Source organism: Paenibacillus marchantiae (genome assembly GCF_028771845.1).
Classification (GTDB): Bacteria; Bacillota; Bacilli; order Paenibacillales; family Paenibacillaceae; genus Paenibacillus; species Paenibacillus marchantiae.
The window spans coordinates 1659439-1678210 of the sequence record NZ_CP118270.1 but is presented as its reverse complement, the minus strand read 5'-3'; the positions used below and the strand labels follow the sequence as shown (position 1 = coordinate 1678210).

General features: G+C 48.0%; 17 protein-coding genes and 1 pseudogene. 6 read left to right on the top strand and 12 right to left on the bottom strand.

The window, feature by feature from the left end:
* Positions 1-229 precede the first annotated feature (229 nt).
* Positions 230-1285, bottom strand: coding sequence for a lactonase family protein (locus PTQ21_RS07755; protein WP_274569369.1), 1056 nt, complete (start codon positions 1283-1285; stop codon positions 230-232).
* A gap of 325 nt (positions 1286-1610) precedes the next feature.
* Here PTQ21_RS07755 and PTQ21_RS07750 point away from each other — a divergent pair, with 325 nt between their 5' ends.
* Positions 1611-2294 carry an S-layer homology domain-containing protein gene (locus tag PTQ21_RS07750; protein ID WP_063566194.1) on the top strand — a complete coding sequence of 228 codons (684 nt, stop codon included), beginning with the start codon at positions 1611-1613 and terminating at the stop codon, positions 2292-2294.
* 115 nt (positions 2295-2409) lie between these two features.
* Here the strand turns inward: PTQ21_RS07750 and PTQ21_RS07745 are convergent, their stop codons facing one another.
* Together PTQ21_RS07745 and PTQ21_RS07740 are read right to left on the bottom strand one after the other, a co-directional pair.
* The gene (locus tag PTQ21_RS07745; protein WP_163759045.1) at positions 2410-3036 is read right to left on the bottom strand and encodes a nitroreductase family protein; all 627 of its coding nucleotides are present in this window, start codon (positions 3034-3036) and stop codon (positions 2410-2412) included.
* Between the two features lie 249 nt (positions 3037-3285).
* Positions 3286-3750 carry an Rrf2 family transcriptional regulator gene (locus PTQ21_RS07740; protein WP_063566196.1) on the bottom strand — a complete coding sequence of 155 codons (465 nt, stop codon included), beginning with the start codon at positions 3748-3750 and terminating at the stop codon, positions 3286-3288.
* 435 nt (positions 3751-4185) lie between these two features.
* On the opposite strand from PTQ21_RS07740, the gene PTQ21_RS07735 reads away from it, so the two are divergent.
* The 3 genes and pseudogenes from PTQ21_RS07735 to PTQ21_RS07725 all read left to right on the top strand — a co-directional run bounded on the left by PTQ21_RS07735 (position 4186) and on the right by PTQ21_RS07725 (position 5477).
* Positions 4186-4911, top strand: a complete 726-nt coding sequence (locus PTQ21_RS07735; RefSeq protein WP_274570464.1) for an MBL fold metallo-hydrolase — start codon at positions 4186-4188, stop codon at positions 4909-4911.
* A pseudogene (locus tag PTQ21_RS07730) lies at positions 4908-4997 on the top strand (TetR family transcriptional regulator); the annotation flags it as partial. The gene PTQ21_RS07735 and the pseudogene PTQ21_RS07730, both read left to right, overlap by 4 nt.
* An 81-nt stretch (positions 4998-5078) precedes the next feature.
* Positions 5079-5477 carry a TetR-like C-terminal domain-containing protein gene (locus PTQ21_RS07725; protein WP_274570463.1) on the top strand — a complete coding sequence of 133 codons (399 nt, stop codon included), beginning with the start codon at positions 5079-5081 and terminating at the stop codon, positions 5475-5477.
* Between the two features lie 97 nt (positions 5478-5574).
* Here the strand turns inward: PTQ21_RS07725 and PTQ21_RS07720 are convergent, their stop codons facing one another.
* A complete protein-coding gene (locus tag PTQ21_RS07720; protein ID WP_274569368.1) occupies positions 5575-6705 on the bottom strand; it encodes a hypothetical protein in 1131 nt (376 codons plus the stop codon).
* Positions 6706-7166: 461 nt separating this feature from the next.
* On the opposite strand from PTQ21_RS07720, the gene PTQ21_RS07715 reads away from it, so the two are divergent.
* Positions 7167-7652 carry a CcdC family protein gene (locus PTQ21_RS07715; RefSeq protein WP_170867906.1) on the top strand — a complete coding sequence of 162 codons (486 nt, stop codon included), beginning with the start codon at positions 7167-7169 and terminating at the stop codon, positions 7650-7652.
* Between the two features lie 102 nt (positions 7653-7754).
* On the opposite strand, the gene PTQ21_RS07710 is transcribed toward PTQ21_RS07715, so the two are convergent.
* The 4 genes from PTQ21_RS07710 to PTQ21_RS07695 form a co-directional block, all read right to left on the bottom strand.
* Positions 7755-8768 (bottom strand): NADP-dependent oxidoreductase, encoded by a 1014-nt coding sequence (locus PTQ21_RS07710; RefSeq protein ID WP_063566200.1) that lies wholly within the window; start codon positions 8766-8768, stop codon positions 7755-7757.
* Between the two features lie 174 nt (positions 8769-8942).
* Entirely contained in the window at positions 8943-9689 is a 747-nt protein-coding gene (gene map / locus PTQ21_RS07705; protein ID WP_063566201.1) for a type I methionyl aminopeptidase, read from the bottom strand.
* A gap of 503 nt (positions 9690-10192) precedes the next feature.
* On the bottom strand, positions 10193-11035 hold the full coding sequence (locus tag PTQ21_RS07700; RefSeq protein ID WP_274569366.1) for a serine/threonine protein kinase: 843 nt from the start codon (positions 11033-11035) through the stop codon (positions 10193-10195).
* Between the two features lie 113 nt (positions 11036-11148).
* Positions 11149-11802 carry a MerR family transcriptional regulator gene (locus PTQ21_RS07695; protein ID WP_079695818.1) on the bottom strand — a complete coding sequence of 218 codons (654 nt, stop codon included), beginning with the start codon at positions 11800-11802 and terminating at the stop codon, positions 11149-11151.
* A 501-nt stretch (positions 11803-12303) separates the two neighbouring features.
* On the opposite strand from PTQ21_RS07695, the gene PTQ21_RS07690 reads away from it, so the two are divergent.
* Positions 12304-13257, top strand: coding sequence for an L-lactate dehydrogenase (locus PTQ21_RS07690; protein ID WP_063566203.1), 954 nt, complete (start codon positions 12304-12306; stop codon positions 13255-13257).
* A gap of 132 nt (positions 13258-13389) precedes the next feature.
* On the opposite strand, the gene PTQ21_RS07685 is transcribed toward PTQ21_RS07690, so the two are convergent.
* From PTQ21_RS07685 to PTQ21_RS07670, 4 genes are all read right to left on the bottom strand, one after another.
* Positions 13390-16104, bottom strand: coding sequence for a PAS domain-containing hybrid sensor histidine kinase/response regulator (locus tag PTQ21_RS07685; protein WP_274569362.1), 2715 nt, complete (start codon positions 16102-16104; stop codon positions 13390-13392).
* Positions 16105-16380: 276 nt separating this feature from the next.
* Positions 16381-17115, bottom strand: coding sequence for an ABC transporter permease (locus tag PTQ21_RS07680; protein ID WP_090810211.1), 735 nt, complete (start codon positions 17113-17115; stop codon positions 16381-16383).
* Position 17116: 1 nt separating this feature from the next.
* The gene (locus PTQ21_RS07675) at positions 17117-17833 is read right to left on the bottom strand and encodes an ABC transporter permease (RefSeq protein WP_090810209.1); all 717 of its coding nucleotides are present in this window, start codon (positions 17831-17833) and stop codon (positions 17117-17119) included.
* Positions 17830-18744, bottom strand: coding sequence for an ABC transporter ATP-binding protein (locus tag PTQ21_RS07670; protein ID WP_090810206.1), 915 nt, complete (start codon positions 18742-18744; stop codon positions 17830-17832). The genes PTQ21_RS07675 and PTQ21_RS07670 overlap by 4 nt, the downstream gene beginning before the upstream one ends.
* Positions 18745-18772: the final 28 nt, after the last annotated feature.

Sequence of the window (18772 nt, the reverse complement as noted above, 5' to 3'; positions counted from 1 at the left end):
TCGAATTGGTAAGCCCGATGCCCTTGGTAGCGCCATCTCGCATCCATGTAAGCGCTTTAATATATTCATTTTAAATTAAACATATAATTCCATCTATAGGTCTAATTTAGTGATTTTATGTATGAAAAAAAGGAAAAAAGCCGAAAGATGAATCTTTCGACTTGGATGCTTCTTTCTCACACGCTCGATCGGAATTTGAACGTAACAAAGAATGTTGTGTCATCCCACCTTATACTACCGGAGCAATACACACTGGGCGGGGTATCTCCAGCTTGAATCCGTTGTGTGTTAGACGTCCATCTTCACCATTAATCTGAAAAGCAACGAGGTTGTTGCTGTCCTGATTGGCAACCAGCAGAATACCACCGGGAAGCAGATTGAAGTTACGCGGAGTCTGACCGATAGTGGAAGTCCACTCTATAGCCTCCAGCTCACCGGATTCCTGGTCAATGTGATACAGCACAATGCTGTCGTCCCCACGATTGGAAGCATACAGGAAACGGCCACATGGGGACACACGGATATCCGCTCCCGTACCTTCACCAGAATGTCCTTCAGGCAGTGTGGTGATATGCTGCAACGTAGTGAACTCACCTCTGCGTTGATCATACATGAATGCCGTAACGGTGTTACTCAATTCATTAATCACATAGGCCCATTTCGAGCTTGGGTGGAAGACGAGATGTCTCGGTCCAGAGCCTGGAGGCTGATTCATCTCACGATGCGTTACCAGGCGACCTTCTTCCTGACGATAAACAATAATCTGATCCAGACCCAGATCACAGACAACGGCATACTGACCCGAAGGGTCTGGTTGAATGGAGTGGGCGTGCGGCCCTTCTTGACGGTCATCATTCTGCCCTCTTCCTGTATGCTCAATCAACGCACTCATCTCTTCCAGCGTGCCTTGATCTCCTACCGGGAATACGTTCACACTACCACTGCTGTAGTTCGAAGTCAGCACCCACTTGCCGTCCTCCGTGACAGACACATAACAAGGCGAAGCGCCCTTCGTTAACTTGCGATCCATCAAGTGCAGCTCACCCGTTGCGGCATCCCTGCGATAGACCAGCACCTCTCCCTCATCTGTCTCACTTACCACGTACAGACCATTCCCATCCGGAGATAAAGCCAGATAGGATGGATTATCCACCCCATCCATATGATTTACAATCCGCAACTCGCCTGTTTCCTTGTTTAACGCACATAGAAAAATCCCCGGCTGTTCTGCTGATGCATAAGTACCTGTATAGAAAAAAGCTTCATTCGTTGCTGTCGGTTCCATCGTCTCATTCTCTCCTTATTGATTCAAATGATTAACCTTACACTCTAATTACATGCAATTATAAGAAGTTGTAACCCGAATAGTTGATTCCACTGTTATGTACTTACCCAAATCACAGACCTTTGCTTCAGTGGTTATCTTTCCTCACCATAATACAAAGCATAAGGCCTTACAATAGTCCATTCACTTTGTACATATTCCAACAGAATTTCTTGTAGAAAAACAATGGAAAATTAAAGCAACCTTTTGAGGAATAGGGTCGTCTATAGGGACAAATAACTTTTATACAAAGGGAAACTCCCTGGAAAAGTGAGGCGAATCTGATATGAAAAAAAATATATTGGCTACATTAACAGCCGGAGCTTTACTTACCCTTTCTCTGAGCGCTGGTCCGATTCACGCCGCTCAAGCGGAATTCACTGATATTCAAGGTATTGTGGGGGCAGACAAGATTGAATCCCTACATCAGGATGGTTTAATCAAAGGCGTGAGTGATAGCTTGTTCAAACCGGAACAGGAACTAAACACAGCTCAGGGTATCCAGCTCATTGCAGATGGCCTCCATCTGAATTTGGACACGATTCGTTTTATCAAACAACCCCTGCCAAGTGACTACTTCTCCAACGTAAAAGATGGCGTATGGTACAGTGATGCTTTTGTCCGTGCCCAATTCAATGGCATTAAGATGTCCAACGATATCGATCCTTCCAAGGCGTTGACCCGTGAACAGTATACCCTTTTCTTGATGCAGGGCATTGAAGCCAAAGGCGGCCTGCCGATGATTAACATCAAACCTGTAGACATCACGGATGAAAAAGAGCTGACTCCAGAATTTCAAGGTGCTGTTCAACGTTCCCTTGTCTTGAAGATTAATACACTCGATGCAGAAGGCAACTTCAATCCGAAGGAAACGATTACCCGCGCCGAAGCTGCGGTTATGATGTATAACGCAATTGAGTATCTGGAAGATTTCAATGCACCGAAAATCCCGGAAACACCAGAGAAATAATGCCCTTCTTCATCATTTAAATACCAAATAGCCGCATGTTCCCTCTAAAGGGGACATGCGGCTATTTACGTTATATATATCACTCTCTATAGCGATAACTGATCCAAAATCAGTCTTAGAAAGAACCTTTAACAACAACTTCGGACAGCGGGAAACGACCTGCCGGACGAGCTGGTACTGCAGCTTTACCTACAGTGATCAACAACGTTGGTAAATAACGCGCAGGGATGTTGAATGTTTCGATCAATTGTTGCGGGTTGTAACCACCCATTGGGCAAGTATCATATCCCAGGGAACGTGCAGCAAGCATAATGTTCTGTGAAGCAAAAGATGCATTGCGGATTGCTTCGTCACGGGCGATTTGCGGATTTTTGTAAGCACCGTTGATCTGTCCAACCAATGCGTCACGAACTTCAGCCGGGATCGCACCTGCTTCAACAGCCTGATCATAAATCACGGCGTTGCGGTTTGCTTCCAAATCTCCGAGTACAGCGATCGTAACGGAGCTGTCTGTGATTTGACTTTGGCCGTAAGCGATTGGCAGCAACTTGGCTTTGTCTGCTTCGGATTCGATCACGAGGAATTTCCAGTGCTGCAGGTTCCATGAAGACGGTGCTTCGGAAGCGGCAGTCAGGATAGCGTTCAGATCTGCTTCAGGCATAACAAAACCACTTTCGTACTTTTTGACAGCGTGACGTTCGTTAATCACGCGAAGTGTTTCATTGTTTTCAATGCTGGACATGCGTTCCACTCCCCAAGTTTTTTTTTATTTTTTTTACGTTCGCAAGGCCAAACTCTACCGAGTACTCACCTTCCGAAAATAACATCAGCGCAGACGATCGCTTCCATCTGTGTTCACGTTATGCCCGGAATCGCCTGAAACATCAACGGATCTTACAACCGGAGCAAACGCCCTTATATAGCTTGTCCACCATGCCTGATAGCAGCAGTCCAAGGCCAGGTCATGAAGAGCTGTTAACGATCAGTTCTGTCACGACCTATCCTTCATGGCCAAGGGTTCCATAGACAAAGAACATTCTTCCCCATTACCGATACGATGCTTCACATCCTCAATGGATATACGGTCAAAATAAGCGCTTAATGCTTCTTCGCCTCCATCGTAGATACTTCCCATCACATCCTGCATATTGGAAGAAACAACGCACGTTGAACCGGATTCTCCCGAACACCAGCTGGGACCAAGTGATCCACCTGCTACCAGTCTGTACAGTTCTCCAAGCTTGATTTCTTCACTCGGACGGCTGAGCAGATATCCACCGTGGGCACCTTCCTTGGTGGTCAGGTATCCATGCTTCCGCAGCACACTAAGCACCTTGCGTACTCTGGCTGGATGCGTACCAACACTTTGAGACAAGTCTTCACTATTGGCCATACACTCATCCTTCATGGACAGAAAGACCAGACAGTGCACAGCAATGGTAAATTCACTGTTCATTACTTACTCCCTTCCCGGCATATCGTTCACCGATGAAAATTAAATCCAAGGTAAGTATAACTGTTATTATAGAAATAACAGTTATGTTTGTCAACATTCTCAACTTAGGGGTTAGAAAACCTGATTCCCCCTGTCATACCAGTATATACAGGCCCTTCATAGGCTTAGTAAAAAGGTTGAGTTCCTCCGTGTTTTGAGGGAACAGAACAAAAAAAGTGAGCCTATCGCTTCGCGAAAGGCTCCAATAAGATAGACATATGAAAGGGCTTACGAGATTATTATAATCGGTTATTCCTATTTTGAAAACGCTTTTTTTGTAAAGTGTTTTAGGATTTTAAAATATCCTATTTTTTAAGCAAATCTACATAGGGTATTGCAAAAACTAATGACATTAGTTATATTACTAACAACATTAGTTTTAAGGAGGATTCAATGATGCGAATTACACGTGAGCATGATGTTGTCCAAGTTTCATTCCTTCCACGCCTCTTCCCTGTGAACGTATATCTTGTTGAAGAAAAAGAGGGGTATACCCTTATTGATGCCGGAATGCCATTCAGTCTCAAGGGGATTTTGGCTACTGCACAATCCTTGGGCAAACCAATTATCAGAATTATTCTGACTCACGCCCATGGTGACCATGTTGGTGCACTGGATGGTCTTAAGGAGGCGCTGCCTGAAGCCGAGGTCTGCATCTCAAGAAGAGATGCCCCACTGCTTGGCGGAGACGCCTCCCTGCTTCCCGGCGAGCCACAGACTCCGGTACGCGGCAGTGTACCCAAAGCGATCAGCACCCGGCCGGATCGCTTGCTCGATGACGGCGACCGGATCGGATCCCTGGTCGCAATTGCTACCCCAGGCCATACGCCGGGCCATATGGCCTTCATGGATACGCGCAGCCGCGTGCTCATCGCTGGCGACGCGTATCAGCTGCACGGCGGCCTCGCCGTATCCGGCCGCCTGCGCCCGCTCTTTCCGTTCCCCGCGCTGGCGACGTGGAACCGTGAACTTGCTCTTGCCAGCGCCAAGCGCCTGGCTGAGCTGGAGCCGTCCGTGCTCGCTGTAGGGCACGGACGAATGCTGCGTCAGCCCGCCGCGGCCATGCACGCAGCTACGGCAGACGCAGAGCAACGGCTGCGCCCTGCCGGGGGACAACTTTGAGCCCCCGCCAAGGGCTGGATCGCGGCGCTCTGTTAAGCGCCGCCACCCAGCTTGCCGACAGTGACGGATTCCATTCGCTAACACTGGCCGCTCTGGCCCAGCGGCTGGATGTGCGCTCCCCGTCGCTTTACAACCACATCAACGGTCTTCCCGGGCTTCGCCAGGAAATGGCGTTGATGTCCGCACAGCAGCTCAGGCTTGCATTAACTGAGGCTTCTGTCGGCCGTTCGGGTGACGAAGCCATTCAGGAGGTCGCTGCTGCATATATCGGCTTCGTCCGCAAGCATCCAGGGCTGTACGAAGCCTTTTTCCATGCCCCGGACCGTCAGGAACCGCAGCTCGTTGTGGAGAGTACAGCTGCCCTAGATCTGCTGCTCCGCCTGTTGCAGCCCTATACGCTAAGTGAAGCGGAAACGCTCCATGCCGTTCGCGGTTTACGCAGTCTTTGCCACGGCTTCGCCTCCATGGGTGAGAAGGGTGGCTTCGGTATGAACTTTGACCCGGATGAGAGCCTGCAACTGTCCGTGGCCGCTTTCCTGAATGGGTTGCAACATCTTCATTCATAAAACCCGATATATCCTGATGCCAAATGGAGGAGGGCTGCAGATCATCTGCAGCCCTCCTTATGTATCCCACCGTTCCGCTACCAAAGGAACGGCTTTTCTATTGCCAGGGTGCTTGCCCTGTCTGGACTTCCTGCAAAATCTTCTTCATCACGGGTACGTAAACTTTCCAGTAAAACCGATCCGGAACACCCTTTTGATCCGGTGTGAGCTTCGTTTTTACCACATCCCATCCCTTGATACGGCGCCAGAACGAATAATGCTCCAGCTCTCCGAATGATCCTGCCATATAATACGTCCGATTATAGCCCTCATACCGGATAAGAGCAGCGAATTCCGCCGGAATACCTGCGTCCATCAGTTTCAGCTGACCACTCTCCGTTAGATCCGTCTTATACCAAGCCAGTACAGTAGTCTGTTGTTCAGGCACAATGATGTCAAACCATTCGCTGTAATGGATATCCCGGGTAATTCCACTCCATTTCCCACCTTCCTGTGTAAAGGAGAGCTTTATGTCACCGGTCTTTACATCACGGCCTTGCTTCAGTACAATCACACGTCCATCCTCATGAATCAGTACAATACCTGCTCCATGATAGGGCCACTCCTTTTTCTCCCTAAGCTCATAGTTCATTCGTACCTTCTGTGGCACTTCATCCAAGCTCTGCAGATCCGATACCGATCTCCCCTGCCATCCGCTGCTTTTCATGCCCAGAATCGGATACAATTGCTCTCTTGTCATGTTCGAAACAGCATTCGACAAGGCGCTAAACTCAGCGACAATCGTTACGCCTTTGGTTGCAGCTTCACGAATTTTGTGCGCATCATATATCGTAAGACCTTCATAAGCTTTGCCTTGTATACGTTCATTCGTATCTGTAGATGAAATATGATGATTCGCCGTCAGATAGATCAGGTCCGTGTCGGTCACCTCATCCGGCAATTTCCGTTCAAACCGGGAGATCCCGTTCTGTATATCATATCCGTAGTAGTCTTCTTCATACGTATAATGTTCCCCTGTCTGTTGGACAATCTTCTGCTGATTCAGAATCCAGACTAGTCCCTTATGCCCCACATAGGACAAGTCCGGTTTACTTTTGTCGACAATCATGATGTTAAGCTGTGTCGGTGCCTGTGATTGCCACAAAATCCAGGGGATAACCAGAACCACTGATACCACGGTCAGGCAAGCCAAAGTCCATACCGTGAGTGGCCTGTGATTTCTATTCATGAAGCGTATTCCTCCTTGCTCTGTTCCAAGGTATTCCTATGATCGGCATATTACTCCTTTCCGTTCTTACTGTCCTTCCTCCTGTAGCCCATCCACCCATAGATTGGATCGGGAATGTATATAATACGTCCACGCTCTTTCATCTGTTTCATATGTTTGTGCACTCGCATGACAAGCTCTATATGACCCACTTGGTTATCTGTCTTGTAATCACCGATTTTTATGACCCTAAATGTTCGTTCATTTCCTGAATTCCCCTTATTCGAATAAACCGCCTCACAGTGGGTATAATAATACAAATTTTTCAAATGAATCCTGCATATACAATCCGGGTAAATGATACACTAAGCATTCTATCGGCTTTCTTCGTTTGTGATATAATAGAAACAGAAAATTCCGGTAATTCGCATCATGTTCCGGATGTCCGGATAACATATTATTCCAGAAAGAGGGAGTTTTACGTGGCTCAAATCAGTCCGTCTTACCTTCAGATCGGTGCAACTCTGGGTATGCTCGTCATGGCCCTGCTTGCCATTTTTATTCGAATGAAAGCCAGCCATCGTCCGGTAACCATTCGCAAAATACTTATTCCCCCGCTGGGAATGAGCACGGGTTTTCTCATGTTTGTTGTACCCCAGACACATGTCCCGCTTCTATGGGCAATTATCGCGCTGTTGGTGGGCTGGTTTATATTCTCGTACCCCCTCATTCGCAGTACTCGCTTTGAAAGAGTTAATGAAGAAATTTTCGCCACACGTTCACGAAGCTTCGCGTTCATTCTGCTTGGATTGCTGGCAATACGTCTAATCCTGCATGAAGTCATTCAGCGTTATGTGAGCATTCCTCAAACGGGTGGATTGTTCTTCCTTCTGGCCTTCGGTATGATCGTACGCTGGAGGGTATATATGTACAAGCACTATAAGGAAGTTGTTGCTGCGGAATCTTAGCATCATCGCAACTTCCTAACAACTAAAAAGACACGTTCTGTGCACTTCACCGTGCGGAACGTGTCTTTTCCTGTCCTGGTATATGTTCAAGGGATTCTATATCTATTCAGGGTCTGCAACCTTTACAAGCTGTTTGCCTAAGTTATCTCCAGAGAAGAGGCCCATAAATGCTTCCGGTGTCTGGTCAAAACCTTCCACAATGTTTTCTTCAAACTGTAAGTGGCCTTCCTTGATCCATTTTGCTAGTTTGGCACGGCCTTCCTTAAAGGACTTGGCATAATCACCCACCAGGAAACCTTTCATCAACGCTGTATTCGTTAATAGTAACGTCTGCGGGCGCATGCCGATATCCGGCTTCTCCAAATTATATGACGAAATCTGTCCACAGAGTGGAATACGTGCATTCCGATTAATATGGCTTAGTACCGCATCGGAGATTTCACCGCCAACATTGTCGAAATAAACGTCTACGCCAGCCGGGCAAGCCCGTTCAATGGCAGCAGACATATCCTCTTCGTGCTTATAGTTCAACACCACATCGAATCCCAGTTTTTCTTTCAGGTAAGCACACTTCTCGTCAGAACCTGCAATCCCGACTACACGCGCACCTACAATCTTGGCGATCTGGCCCGCAATCATACCTACCGCTCCGGCTGCTCCCGATACGACCACCGTTTCGCCGTCCTTCGGCTTACCAATATCTTCCATGCCAAAATAAGCGGTCAAACCGGTCATGCCCAGCGCACCCAGGTAAGCCGTAATTGGAGCTTCTTCTGTATCAATCAAGGAAATATCTCCCGTATTTACGGCTGCATACTGCTGCCAGCCCCACATGCCGGATACCAAATCCCCTTTGCGCAGATTGGGTTCCGAAGACTCCACCACCTGCCCAATCGTTCCGCCCTTGATCACTTCATTCAACGCATAGGGGGGGGCATAGGATTTTGTATCTTTCATGCGGCCCCGCATGTATGGATCTACAGACAAATATAGCGTACGTACCAGGACTTGTCCTGCTTCCGGTTCAGGAAGGGGTGCATCAATGAATTTAAAGTCTTCTCTGGATGGGGCACCTTCGGGACGAGACGCAAGTACGATCTGTTTATTTTCAGACACCAAAATGACCTCCTTCTTGCCAGTGGACAGGGGATAACCCTCTGTCAGCTGATATCATCCACCACCGGCTCTATGTGTATCGCCTCTAAATAGTTTAAACCGAAACAGGCGGATCACAAACGTGGGCCGCCTTGAAATATGCAAATATCATCACATTGGAGACATTGAGCGTAATTATTGAGCAGTCAGAATGACAGGACCATCTGCTGTAATGGCAATCGTATGCTCATATTGGGCAGACAGACTTCCATCCTGAGTACGTGCTGTCCAACCATCCGAGTCCAGCTTGCTACGGTACGTACCAATGTTCAGCATCGGCTCAATGGTAATAACCATGCCTTCCTTGAGACGTGGACCACGGTGTGGTGGGCCGTAGTGAGGCACCTGTGGTTCCTCATGCATTTTCTCGCCGATCCCATGACCGATAAATTCACGGACAACCGATAGACCTTCACCTTCTGCATACGTCTGAATCGCATTGGAGATATCACCGATCCGGTTGCCGATCACAGCCAGTTCAATCCCTTTGTAGAGAGATGTTTTGGTAACGTCCAACAAATGTTGTGCTTCTGGAGTCACCTGACCCACCGCATACGACCAAGCGGAATCGGCCAGCCAGCCGTTCAGATTCACGACCATATCAATCGTAACGATGTCTCCATCCTGCAGTACATATTTTCCTGGAAATCCATGACAGATCACATCATTAACCGACGCACATGTCGCATATTGGTATCCGTTGTATCCCTTTTGTTCCGGTGTAGCGCCATTTTTCTTCATAAAAGCTTCTGCAAACTGATCAATTTCCTGTGTCGTGATCCCTGGACGGATCATTCCAGCAATTTCTCTATGGCATGCGGCAAGAATTTCTCCAGCCTTCTTCATAAGTTCGATTTGTTCTTTGGTCTTCAACGTAATCATTACAACTACTCCTGTCCGTTAAAATCTCATCCTGTCTTCTATTGTAACGCGAAATGCTCAAAATAAAAAATTCCGTGTAATCCTCAACATTCTATTATACGCCTAGCCCCTGTCCAATGAATATAATCCCCCTTAAAAAATCCGAAACCCACTCCAACAGAGCCCCGTATATGCTTAAAACGGTTGAAGACGAAAGGATGAACTTTCATGTTCAAAAAGATTATCGGCAAACTCCTCGATTCTAAATCTTCATCTCATCGTAGGCGTAACAGCTCATCGGATAGACGCTCATATAAACGTCACAGCAGTTCCTCAGACAAGCGTGCCTATCAACGCTATTCATCTTCGGATGCGAAGCGTCGGGATAGCCGCCACGGCTCCGGTTATTATAAAAGCAGGAAATACAGCTCCAGCTAGACTGGCGCTAAATCATCGTATATGTATTAAAAGGGTTGTTCTGCCAGCCGTCTTCACGGTTAGCAAAACAACCCTTATTTATTTCTTCATCGCAACTTTATCAGCACACGGTCAATATCCGCCTGTAATTCCAGCGCTCCACCTTCATAGCCTGGACGAAGTCCAAGCAGTCGTTCCAGCATATCGTGAACTTCCGGCGTAAGCTTGAGTTCTTCCTGCCAACTAGCCGGTTTGCGGCCCTTCTCTGGCTCGTAAGCGGAATACAGCATGAACAAAAGAAAATGACCGAGATCCTGCAAATCCTGATCCGGCGCAGCCAGTTCATCTTCAGGCTCGGGCAATTCACGCATCCGGCGTTTTAGCTCAGGCAACAACGGCTCCCCCATGCGCCGCGCCAGGCCAAAATCAATCAAATGCACCTGCCCGTCACGTAAAATGACATTTGGAATACGGACATCCCCATGAATATATCCCTGCTCATGAACATGCACAATGGGAGCCAGTAGTTGCTTTACCAGCTCCAGACAATCCTGTTCCGTATATTTGCGGCCTTGCTCGAATATGCACTGTTCCAGTGTCTCCCCAAGGATATACTCGGTGACAATGTAACTGCGCGCCCGGTATGTGAACACATCCAGCAACTTAGGGATGGCCGAATGATCCATCCGATTCATCACATCCGCCTCCCTGTCCAGCAACCGTACAGCGAGTCTACCCTTGCTGGGTTTGGATTCTTTTAACGCTACATCATTGCCAGTCTGTTCATCGGTACATAGGTATGTCAGTCCATAACTTCCCATACCAAGCAAGTCATATATCGTATAACGCCCGGCGATCTTCGTACCTTTCCTCCGGGGACGATCAGTCCATAGGCCGAGTAGTCTTTGCCAGCTTCGTCGCAGCTCCACAGGTCCTCCCACGCCAGCCATCTGATCTCCTGTTTTCCGTTTAAGCAGAGCAGATCAGCAGCCAGTCTTGTTGTTGTATGGGCTCATTATACCAAGCTAGCTGTGTAAAATCACGACGAGCATGGACAGGGTTCTCAGGCTTCTTTGTGCTTTTTGGGCAGCAGCCCGAACAACATTCGAAGCGATGTTCCTTTGGGTTTGCGTTTTCTTCCCTGGAAGCTGCGCAGATTGGTGACCAGTTCACGGTCTCGCTCCTCTTCCAGCTTCTCATTCATCCATAGGCGCTGCTTCTCCATCTGCTCCTGGAGAGCAAGATGGGTATCCGCCAGATGCTGCAGCGTTAACTCTAGTTCGTCCACCCGATGCTGCAGCAGCTGGACCTGATCATCCTGCTGTCCGACAGCACCGTAAGTCACTTCACTCACCAGTTGTCCCAGACCTTCATAAGATCTCAATGCTCCAGTTAGTTCAGGTTCCTCAGGAAATATTGCAGGCATCACTGTTGCCGCACATTCTGCCACTGAGGCCTCCTCCATTACCATCACAGGCACGTCTGGAGTCAGTACGGTCACCACAGCATCTGCAAGTGGCAGGTTATGTTCCCTAAGTTCTGTCATCAGGCGTTCGATGCACTCGATATCGTCCGACTTGAACAATCTGGATTTGTTGGCGGAACGCTCGAATCGATACCCTTGTTCCTCAAGCGCTGCCGCATATTTACGAAGAGTACTGGCACCAATGCCCAGGCTCTTGGCCGTTTCCGTCGTTGCTCCTACTTCTTCAATCATTATTATTCCCTCCCGGAATGAAGTCTTTTTGAATATAAGGTAGTGGCTTCAGCGTTCCCTTTTGGAACTGTCATCGGATCGGGTCAACCTGTCTCATGGATCAAGTACGCATATTTCATTTGCTTGTCCGTATGTATTCGTCAGTCTCTTTGCAGATCCCTTTGACGCTTTTCTTCTGTTTCTGCGGATTCATAAGAGCTTTTGTCAGTTGCCTCATTCGTAAAAATAACCCTTCATCCGACAATGAGCATGAATGCTGTCATGTCGAAATTCGTTGGTGCAAACGCCGTCACTTTTTATGAGGATGAATTATTCATGTCAATTTTGTTAACTCCGTCACTCCAATACGCTCCCGCGACAGAGGAAATCATTGCTGCACAGCTTTTCCATGTGTTATCTTATGTAACGTAGAAGCAGCTATTAGCATAAAATAAAGGACTATACTTAACATATGTATTATTACGAACGGATAAATCAAATGTAAATGGGGGCTGAACAGCAGTGTTAGGCAAATCAGGTAAAGTAGCGGTGATCGGGGCGGGACTTGTCGGTTCAAGTTGTGCATATTCCATGATTAATCAATCGATATGCAGAGAAATTATGATGGTTGACCGGACGTATGACCGTGCGGTTGCACAGGCGCTGGATTTTTCCCATTGCATGGACTTCACACATAACCGCACGAAGGTATACGCTGGCACTTATGCAGATTGCGGCAGCATGGACGTCATAGTCCTGACTGCCGGAGCGAATCCGAAGCCAGGGCAGACTCGTCTGGATATTCTGGAGGAAGCGGAGTCCATTGCCAAAGATATCGTTGTTCCTATCATGAATAGCGGATTCCGGGGGATTTTTGTCGTCGCGGCCAATCCGGTTGACATAGTAACTTATATGGTATGGAAGCTGTCCGGTCTTCCGCGTGAACGAGTCATCGGTACAGGTACGTCTATTGATTCCTCCCGGCTCAAAACGCTGTTGTCAGAGGTCTTCTCCATCGATCCACGCAGCGTGCATGGATATGCTCTCGGGGAACATGGGGAATCCCAGTTCGTGGCATGGTCCCATGTCACTATCGGAGGCAAACCGATTATGCACATTATGGAACAGCACAAGGAACGCTTCAAACATCTGGACCTGGAAGATATCGCCCGCAAAACGAAAGACGCCGGTTGGGAAATTTTCACTCGTAAAGGTTCCACCCAATTCGGAATCGGTAACGCACTCGCACATATTACCCGTTCGATTCTCAACGATGAACACAAGATCATTGCTGTCTCCGCAATTCTTGATGGAGAGTATGGACAGAACAACGTATGCGCAGGTGTTCCAGCCATTATTGGCGGGGATGGGATTCAGGAGATTATCGAGTTGAATTTGGATGCATCTGAACGTGAGAAATTCGAGCGTTCATGCGAAGTTTTGTCAGGTAACATCAATCGTCTTACCCTGGTTTGACCAGTTCAGCCATTTAAGGATGGACCATAACAAAATAAACAGAAACACAAAAACGCCAATAACCTCCTGATACAGAAGCGTCATTGGCGTTTTTGTGTTGTTTGTTTTTATCCACCTTGGGAGTACGAGTCTTCAGCTTGGTGCAAGCTGCGGTTCATCTGTTGGCCCCCATTGCTGCAATACCCGCTTTAATTCACTCAGCATGATTGGTTTGCTGATGAAGTCACGCATCCCAATCTCCAAACAAGCTTCCTTGTCTTCACGTTTGGCATTTCCGGTTACCGCTATAATAGCTGGAATACGCTCCTGCGGAATTAATCGGTGTACAAGGTCTGTTGCTTTGAGTCCATCCATAACAGGCATCTGAAGATCCATCAGGACAATATCATAGGCATTTTGCGAAATGGCTTCAATCGCTTCAACGCCATTGGTGCATACATCTGCTTGGTATCCAAGCTTCTCTAGATACTCCGATAAAATCTTTCGGTTTACCGGGTGATCCTCGGCAACAAGAATACGTATTGCTACCTTATCCCCCTGGCGTGTCCGATCATGGCTGAATTGACGTGCAGATTGCTCTGCCTCTGCAGTCGCATCTACACTTGTGGCAGGCACAGCGAACCGGAAGGTTGATCCCTTTCCTTCTTCACTCTCCACACTGATACTGCCCCCCATAATCTCCACGAGTCGCTTCGAGATGACTAATCCAAGACCTGTCCCGCCATATTTGCGGTTAATGACAGGATGCAGTTGAGAGAACGACTGGAACAACTGATCCAGCTTATCTTCTGGAATACCGATCCCCGTATCCTTCACCGCAAAGTCCAGCACACTCGCTTCCGGTCGATTGCCACGAATAATATCTACCGTGACATCAATGCCCCCCTGATCCGTAAACTTCAAGGCATTGCTCACCAGATTGACGAGAATTTGCCGAATACGCATCGCATCGCCCACCATAAACTCAGGAATGTCGGGATTGAGACGATATCGGATCTTCAACTGCTTCTCTTCCGCTTTAGACGAAAAAAGTTCCGCAACCTGTTCCAACATGATGCGCAGCGAGAACGGTTCGTAGGCCAAAGCCATTTTCCCAGATTCCAATTTGCTGAAATCAAGGATGTCATTCAGGATATTTAACAGTGCATCACCGCTCTCACGGATGATCTCGGCGTATTCTCGCTGTTCCTCCGACAAATCCGTGCTGATTAGCAATTCAGTCATCCCCACGATTCCATTCATTGGTGTACGAATTTCATGACTGACCATGGACAGGAATTCCGACTTGGCCTGTGCCGCGAGTTCAGCGGTTTCCTTGGCGCGCACAATTTCGCGATCACCCGTCACATCATTGAACACGATAACGGCGCCACGAATCTGACCCTCATCGATAATTGGTGTAACCTGGTATTCCACCAGAAAGCTGGTTCCGTCTTTGCGCCAGAACACATCCTCCTTCACAGTGCGACGCTGCCCGTCCATCACCGTCATATGAATAGGGCATTCACTTTTTGGAAAATAGCTGCCGTCTGCACGTGAATGATGAATGATAGGATGCGAGCTTTTGCCGACAAACTCTTCCGCTTCGTAGCCGAACATGGAAGCAGCAGCCGGATTCATAAACCTGGTGATGCCATCTGCGTCCAGTCCATAGATGCCCTCTGTAACCGAGTTAAGAATCAGAGCATGCTGTTTGCTAAGCTCCTGGATCTGCTCTGTATAATCCTTACGCTCCGTAATATCAGACAAGATCCCATATACACCCACGAGTTCCTGGTCCACAATGATGGGAACATTAATGATAGATACATCAACCTTCCGGCCACTGGAATTCACGATTCGGGTCTCATAATGTTGAGGCTTCCCCTGCTTCACCAGTTCGAAGTATGCCTGCCCGCCATGCACTTCACATTTATCCAAATGCGAAAGAAAGGACTGCCCAATCAATTTGCTCCGAGGTACATCCAGCATTTTGACCAGATTGCGGTTCACTGCCGTATATTTGCCTTCGAGATTCAGCGAGTATACCGCTGCTGGATTATGTTCGAAGAGAGATTTGTAACGTTGACGACTCTCTCTAAGACGTCTTTCTGCATTTTTATGCTGGGTAATATCCCGGCTGACGCTGACGATCTGAGTATTCTTGCCCTCTTCTCCGGCCACCGGCTTTGCCAGCGTTTCCATCCAGATGTAGTGCCCCTTCTTATGAAGCACTCGCATCTTGCAGCCATTCCCACTCGACGACATCTCTAGAAGTTCAGGGTAATCCTCAGGATAACAGTAATCCTTCAGGAACTTTCCTGTTACCTCTTCCGGACGATATCCCAGCAACGAATAGACGGAAGGAGAGACATAAAGCAGCTTGCCGTCCATCGAACTCGTGGTAATGAGGTCCTGAGCATGGTCCGCCAACATCTGATATTTCTCCTGCGTTTCATGCAATTTACGTTCCACTTCCACGATCTCGGTTACATCCCTGGCAATACCGTATATCCCCACAATCTCTTCTTTCTCCGTTATGGGCACATAGGTAATCTTGGCCTGTTTCAGGGAACCGTCTCTATGATAAAACGTGATCGGCTTACTGACTGAATGGCCAGCCAGTACCTCACTAATGTATTCTCCTCGTAACTCCTCACTCTCAGGAGGGCAAATCCTATCTCGATTTAAGCTACGGAGTTCTTCAAATGTATACCCTGAAATCCTCTCAATCGAGGGATTGGCATCAATATAATTTCCATGGATGTCCATCACATATATGGCATCTGGGTGATTAAAAAACAAGGATTGGTAAGAACTTCCCTCAGAAATAATGCGCTTTAGGGTTTCCGTTTTATTAATATCCAAGGCTTACCCCTCTTTTCTTAGCCTATATCTTCATCTAACAACCAAAAAATATAATTTTCGGCGAAATGGGCCTACCCTCGAATAACCATGTAAGCCCTCCTAGAAACAGCTTTTTTTATTTTACCAGATTCCAGTTCGAATTTGCTTACAATCTCTTCACCAAAACCATGTAAAAGCGACAAAAAAATCCCCTTTAAGCGACATAGTCCGTCAATAACTGAGGTCTATGTTTGCTTAAAAGGAATTTATTACACAACTAATGAATAAATTCTACGATTAAATTTCTTTTTTTCTAAAATATAAAACTCCAATTAAAATGAAGAGAACTGCACTGCCCCCGACTACTGCAAGCATGGTCCCAAGTGGAACATTGTAAGCTCCAAATCCCCCACCTTCAAAAGGTGTCATTAGAATCATCGGCTGCGCCCAAGGGTAATATGGGCCAAATGTAGCCGAGTTCACGATCAGAATGTTCGGTACGGTCAACGCAAAATTCAATGCCAGCGGTGCGGCAAAGCTGCTCCATACCAAGGAAACGAACATTTGGAGAGCAGCGAGCGGCACACAAGCGAATAGCCCCAGCAGCAGCTTACCTGTAAGCAATCCCCATGGGATGGGATCCGTCATGCCCTGGATCGTACCTGTCAGCAGGATGGCCCCCAGCAACAGTAATTGTGTGCCCGCCAGAAGCAAAATCACGATGGTCAGTTTGCCTGCATATACGCCCGTACGAGTAAGCGGCAGCACCAGCATTTGCTTCCAGCCTCCCCCCGCATGCTCGAATCGACAGACGAAAGAGGTAAATACGCCGGTCAGGATGGGCAGCAATAACAAACCGTGCAGAAAGACCATTGAACCCATAAGCACATTCCATTGACCTGATGGTGTGGACAGCAGCCCAATAAGCAGTGCGATTAACGGACTCAGCAGAATCAGAAGCCAGATAGGTGATTTACCCATTTTTAGTCGCTCAGAGGACAGGATTCGGAAATAGGTTGTTGCAAAACTCATCTTAGGCCACATCCTTCCGGCTAAAGTGCATCATACCCAGCAACATGATTAGGAGCCCCGCCCCTACACCCAAACCGACATACACAAATGGTTTCGGGCTGATCCAAGCCATCTGTGCCCAAGCAAGCGGAAAGTACGGTGAGATACTGAGTGCGAACATCCCCATTACCGCGAGTACAATGCCGAGAGTGACCGGAAGAGCCTGATTTTTGTTTACCATCGTCAGCCATAGCTCCAGCGATAACACCGGAAGTGCGCCAGCAAGTGGCAATAAACCCAACTTGATTGCATGTATCCAAGGGATCTCACCAGCGTCGAATCCAAGCACCAATCCCAGACCAATAATTCCGGCTGATAATAACAAGCAGGATATGATGAGCAGCATACAAGCGAGCAGGAATTTGGCCAGGTACACCGCAGGTCTTGTGATTGGCATCGCCAGCAATTGCTTCCATGATCCCTGCTCATGTTCAACATTTGCGATCATCGAGCTGAGAATCGTCGCCCCCAGCATCAAGGCAAGTGGTACAAAAACAACCACATTGTCCAGTAAACCCTCCCACAGATGATTCCCATACTGTTCTTTCAGATAGCCTAAACGAAGCCCGAAGTTCAAAGCCTGCATTGCCGTCAGTCCAATGGGTGCCAGAAAAACGAGAAACCAGATACCTTTGCCACGAATTTTAAGCCAGTCGGACGATAACGCACGGCCCGTCATACCGTTGCCCCCTCACCGATGACCCGCATGAACAAGTCTTCCAGGGATTGACGGTGCTCTTCCACACGATAAACCGCATGGTCCTGCTCAACCAATCGACGGACCAGCAATGCAATCGCGCTATTATCCATATACGGGAACGTGAGCGCCGCTCCTTCACGTTGACCGAATTGTCCCTGCTCTCGTGCCAGCTTCATCGCCTCTTCCGGCTCGGAAACGGTCAGTCGAATGGAGCTGCCCGTCTGGCTATGCAGATTGGCGATCGTATCTTGAAGGACCATTTTCCCCTCACGGATAATGCCAACCCGGCTCGCCATCTGTTCCACTTCACTCAGCAAATGGCTGGACACCAGGACGGTAATGCCGTGTTCTAGCGGCATACGCTTGATTAATTCCCGGATCTCCTGGATGCCCGCTGGATCAAGACCGTTCGTCGGCTCGTCCAAAATCAGCAGCTCCGGCTGACCCAACAAGGCACTTGCAATCCCCAGACGCTGTTTCATTCCAAGCGAGTAACCTTTCACGGAACGTTTGGCATCCCGAGTCAGGTCCACGATGGAAAGCACTTCGGCAATCCTTGATTTGGGTACATCCAATATCCGGCGCAAGGTTTCCAAATTTTCCACCGCGTTCAGATGTCCATAGTATGACGGATATTCAACCAACGAACCTACACGTCGCAGAATGTCCATACGATCCTTGCGGATATCCTTGTCGAATACACGGATGACACCTTTGGTTGGCTTGATTAAGCCAAGAAGCATACGAATAGTTGTTGTTTTGCCAGCGCCGTTGGGACCAAGGAAGCCATAAATGTCTCCCTTTTTAATATGCAGATCAAGTTCACGGACCGCCGCACGGTCCCGGTATGTTTTCCATAAGTTAGCGGTTTGAATAATGTTATCAGTCACTGTTTAATCACCTCGGATATCATCGTAA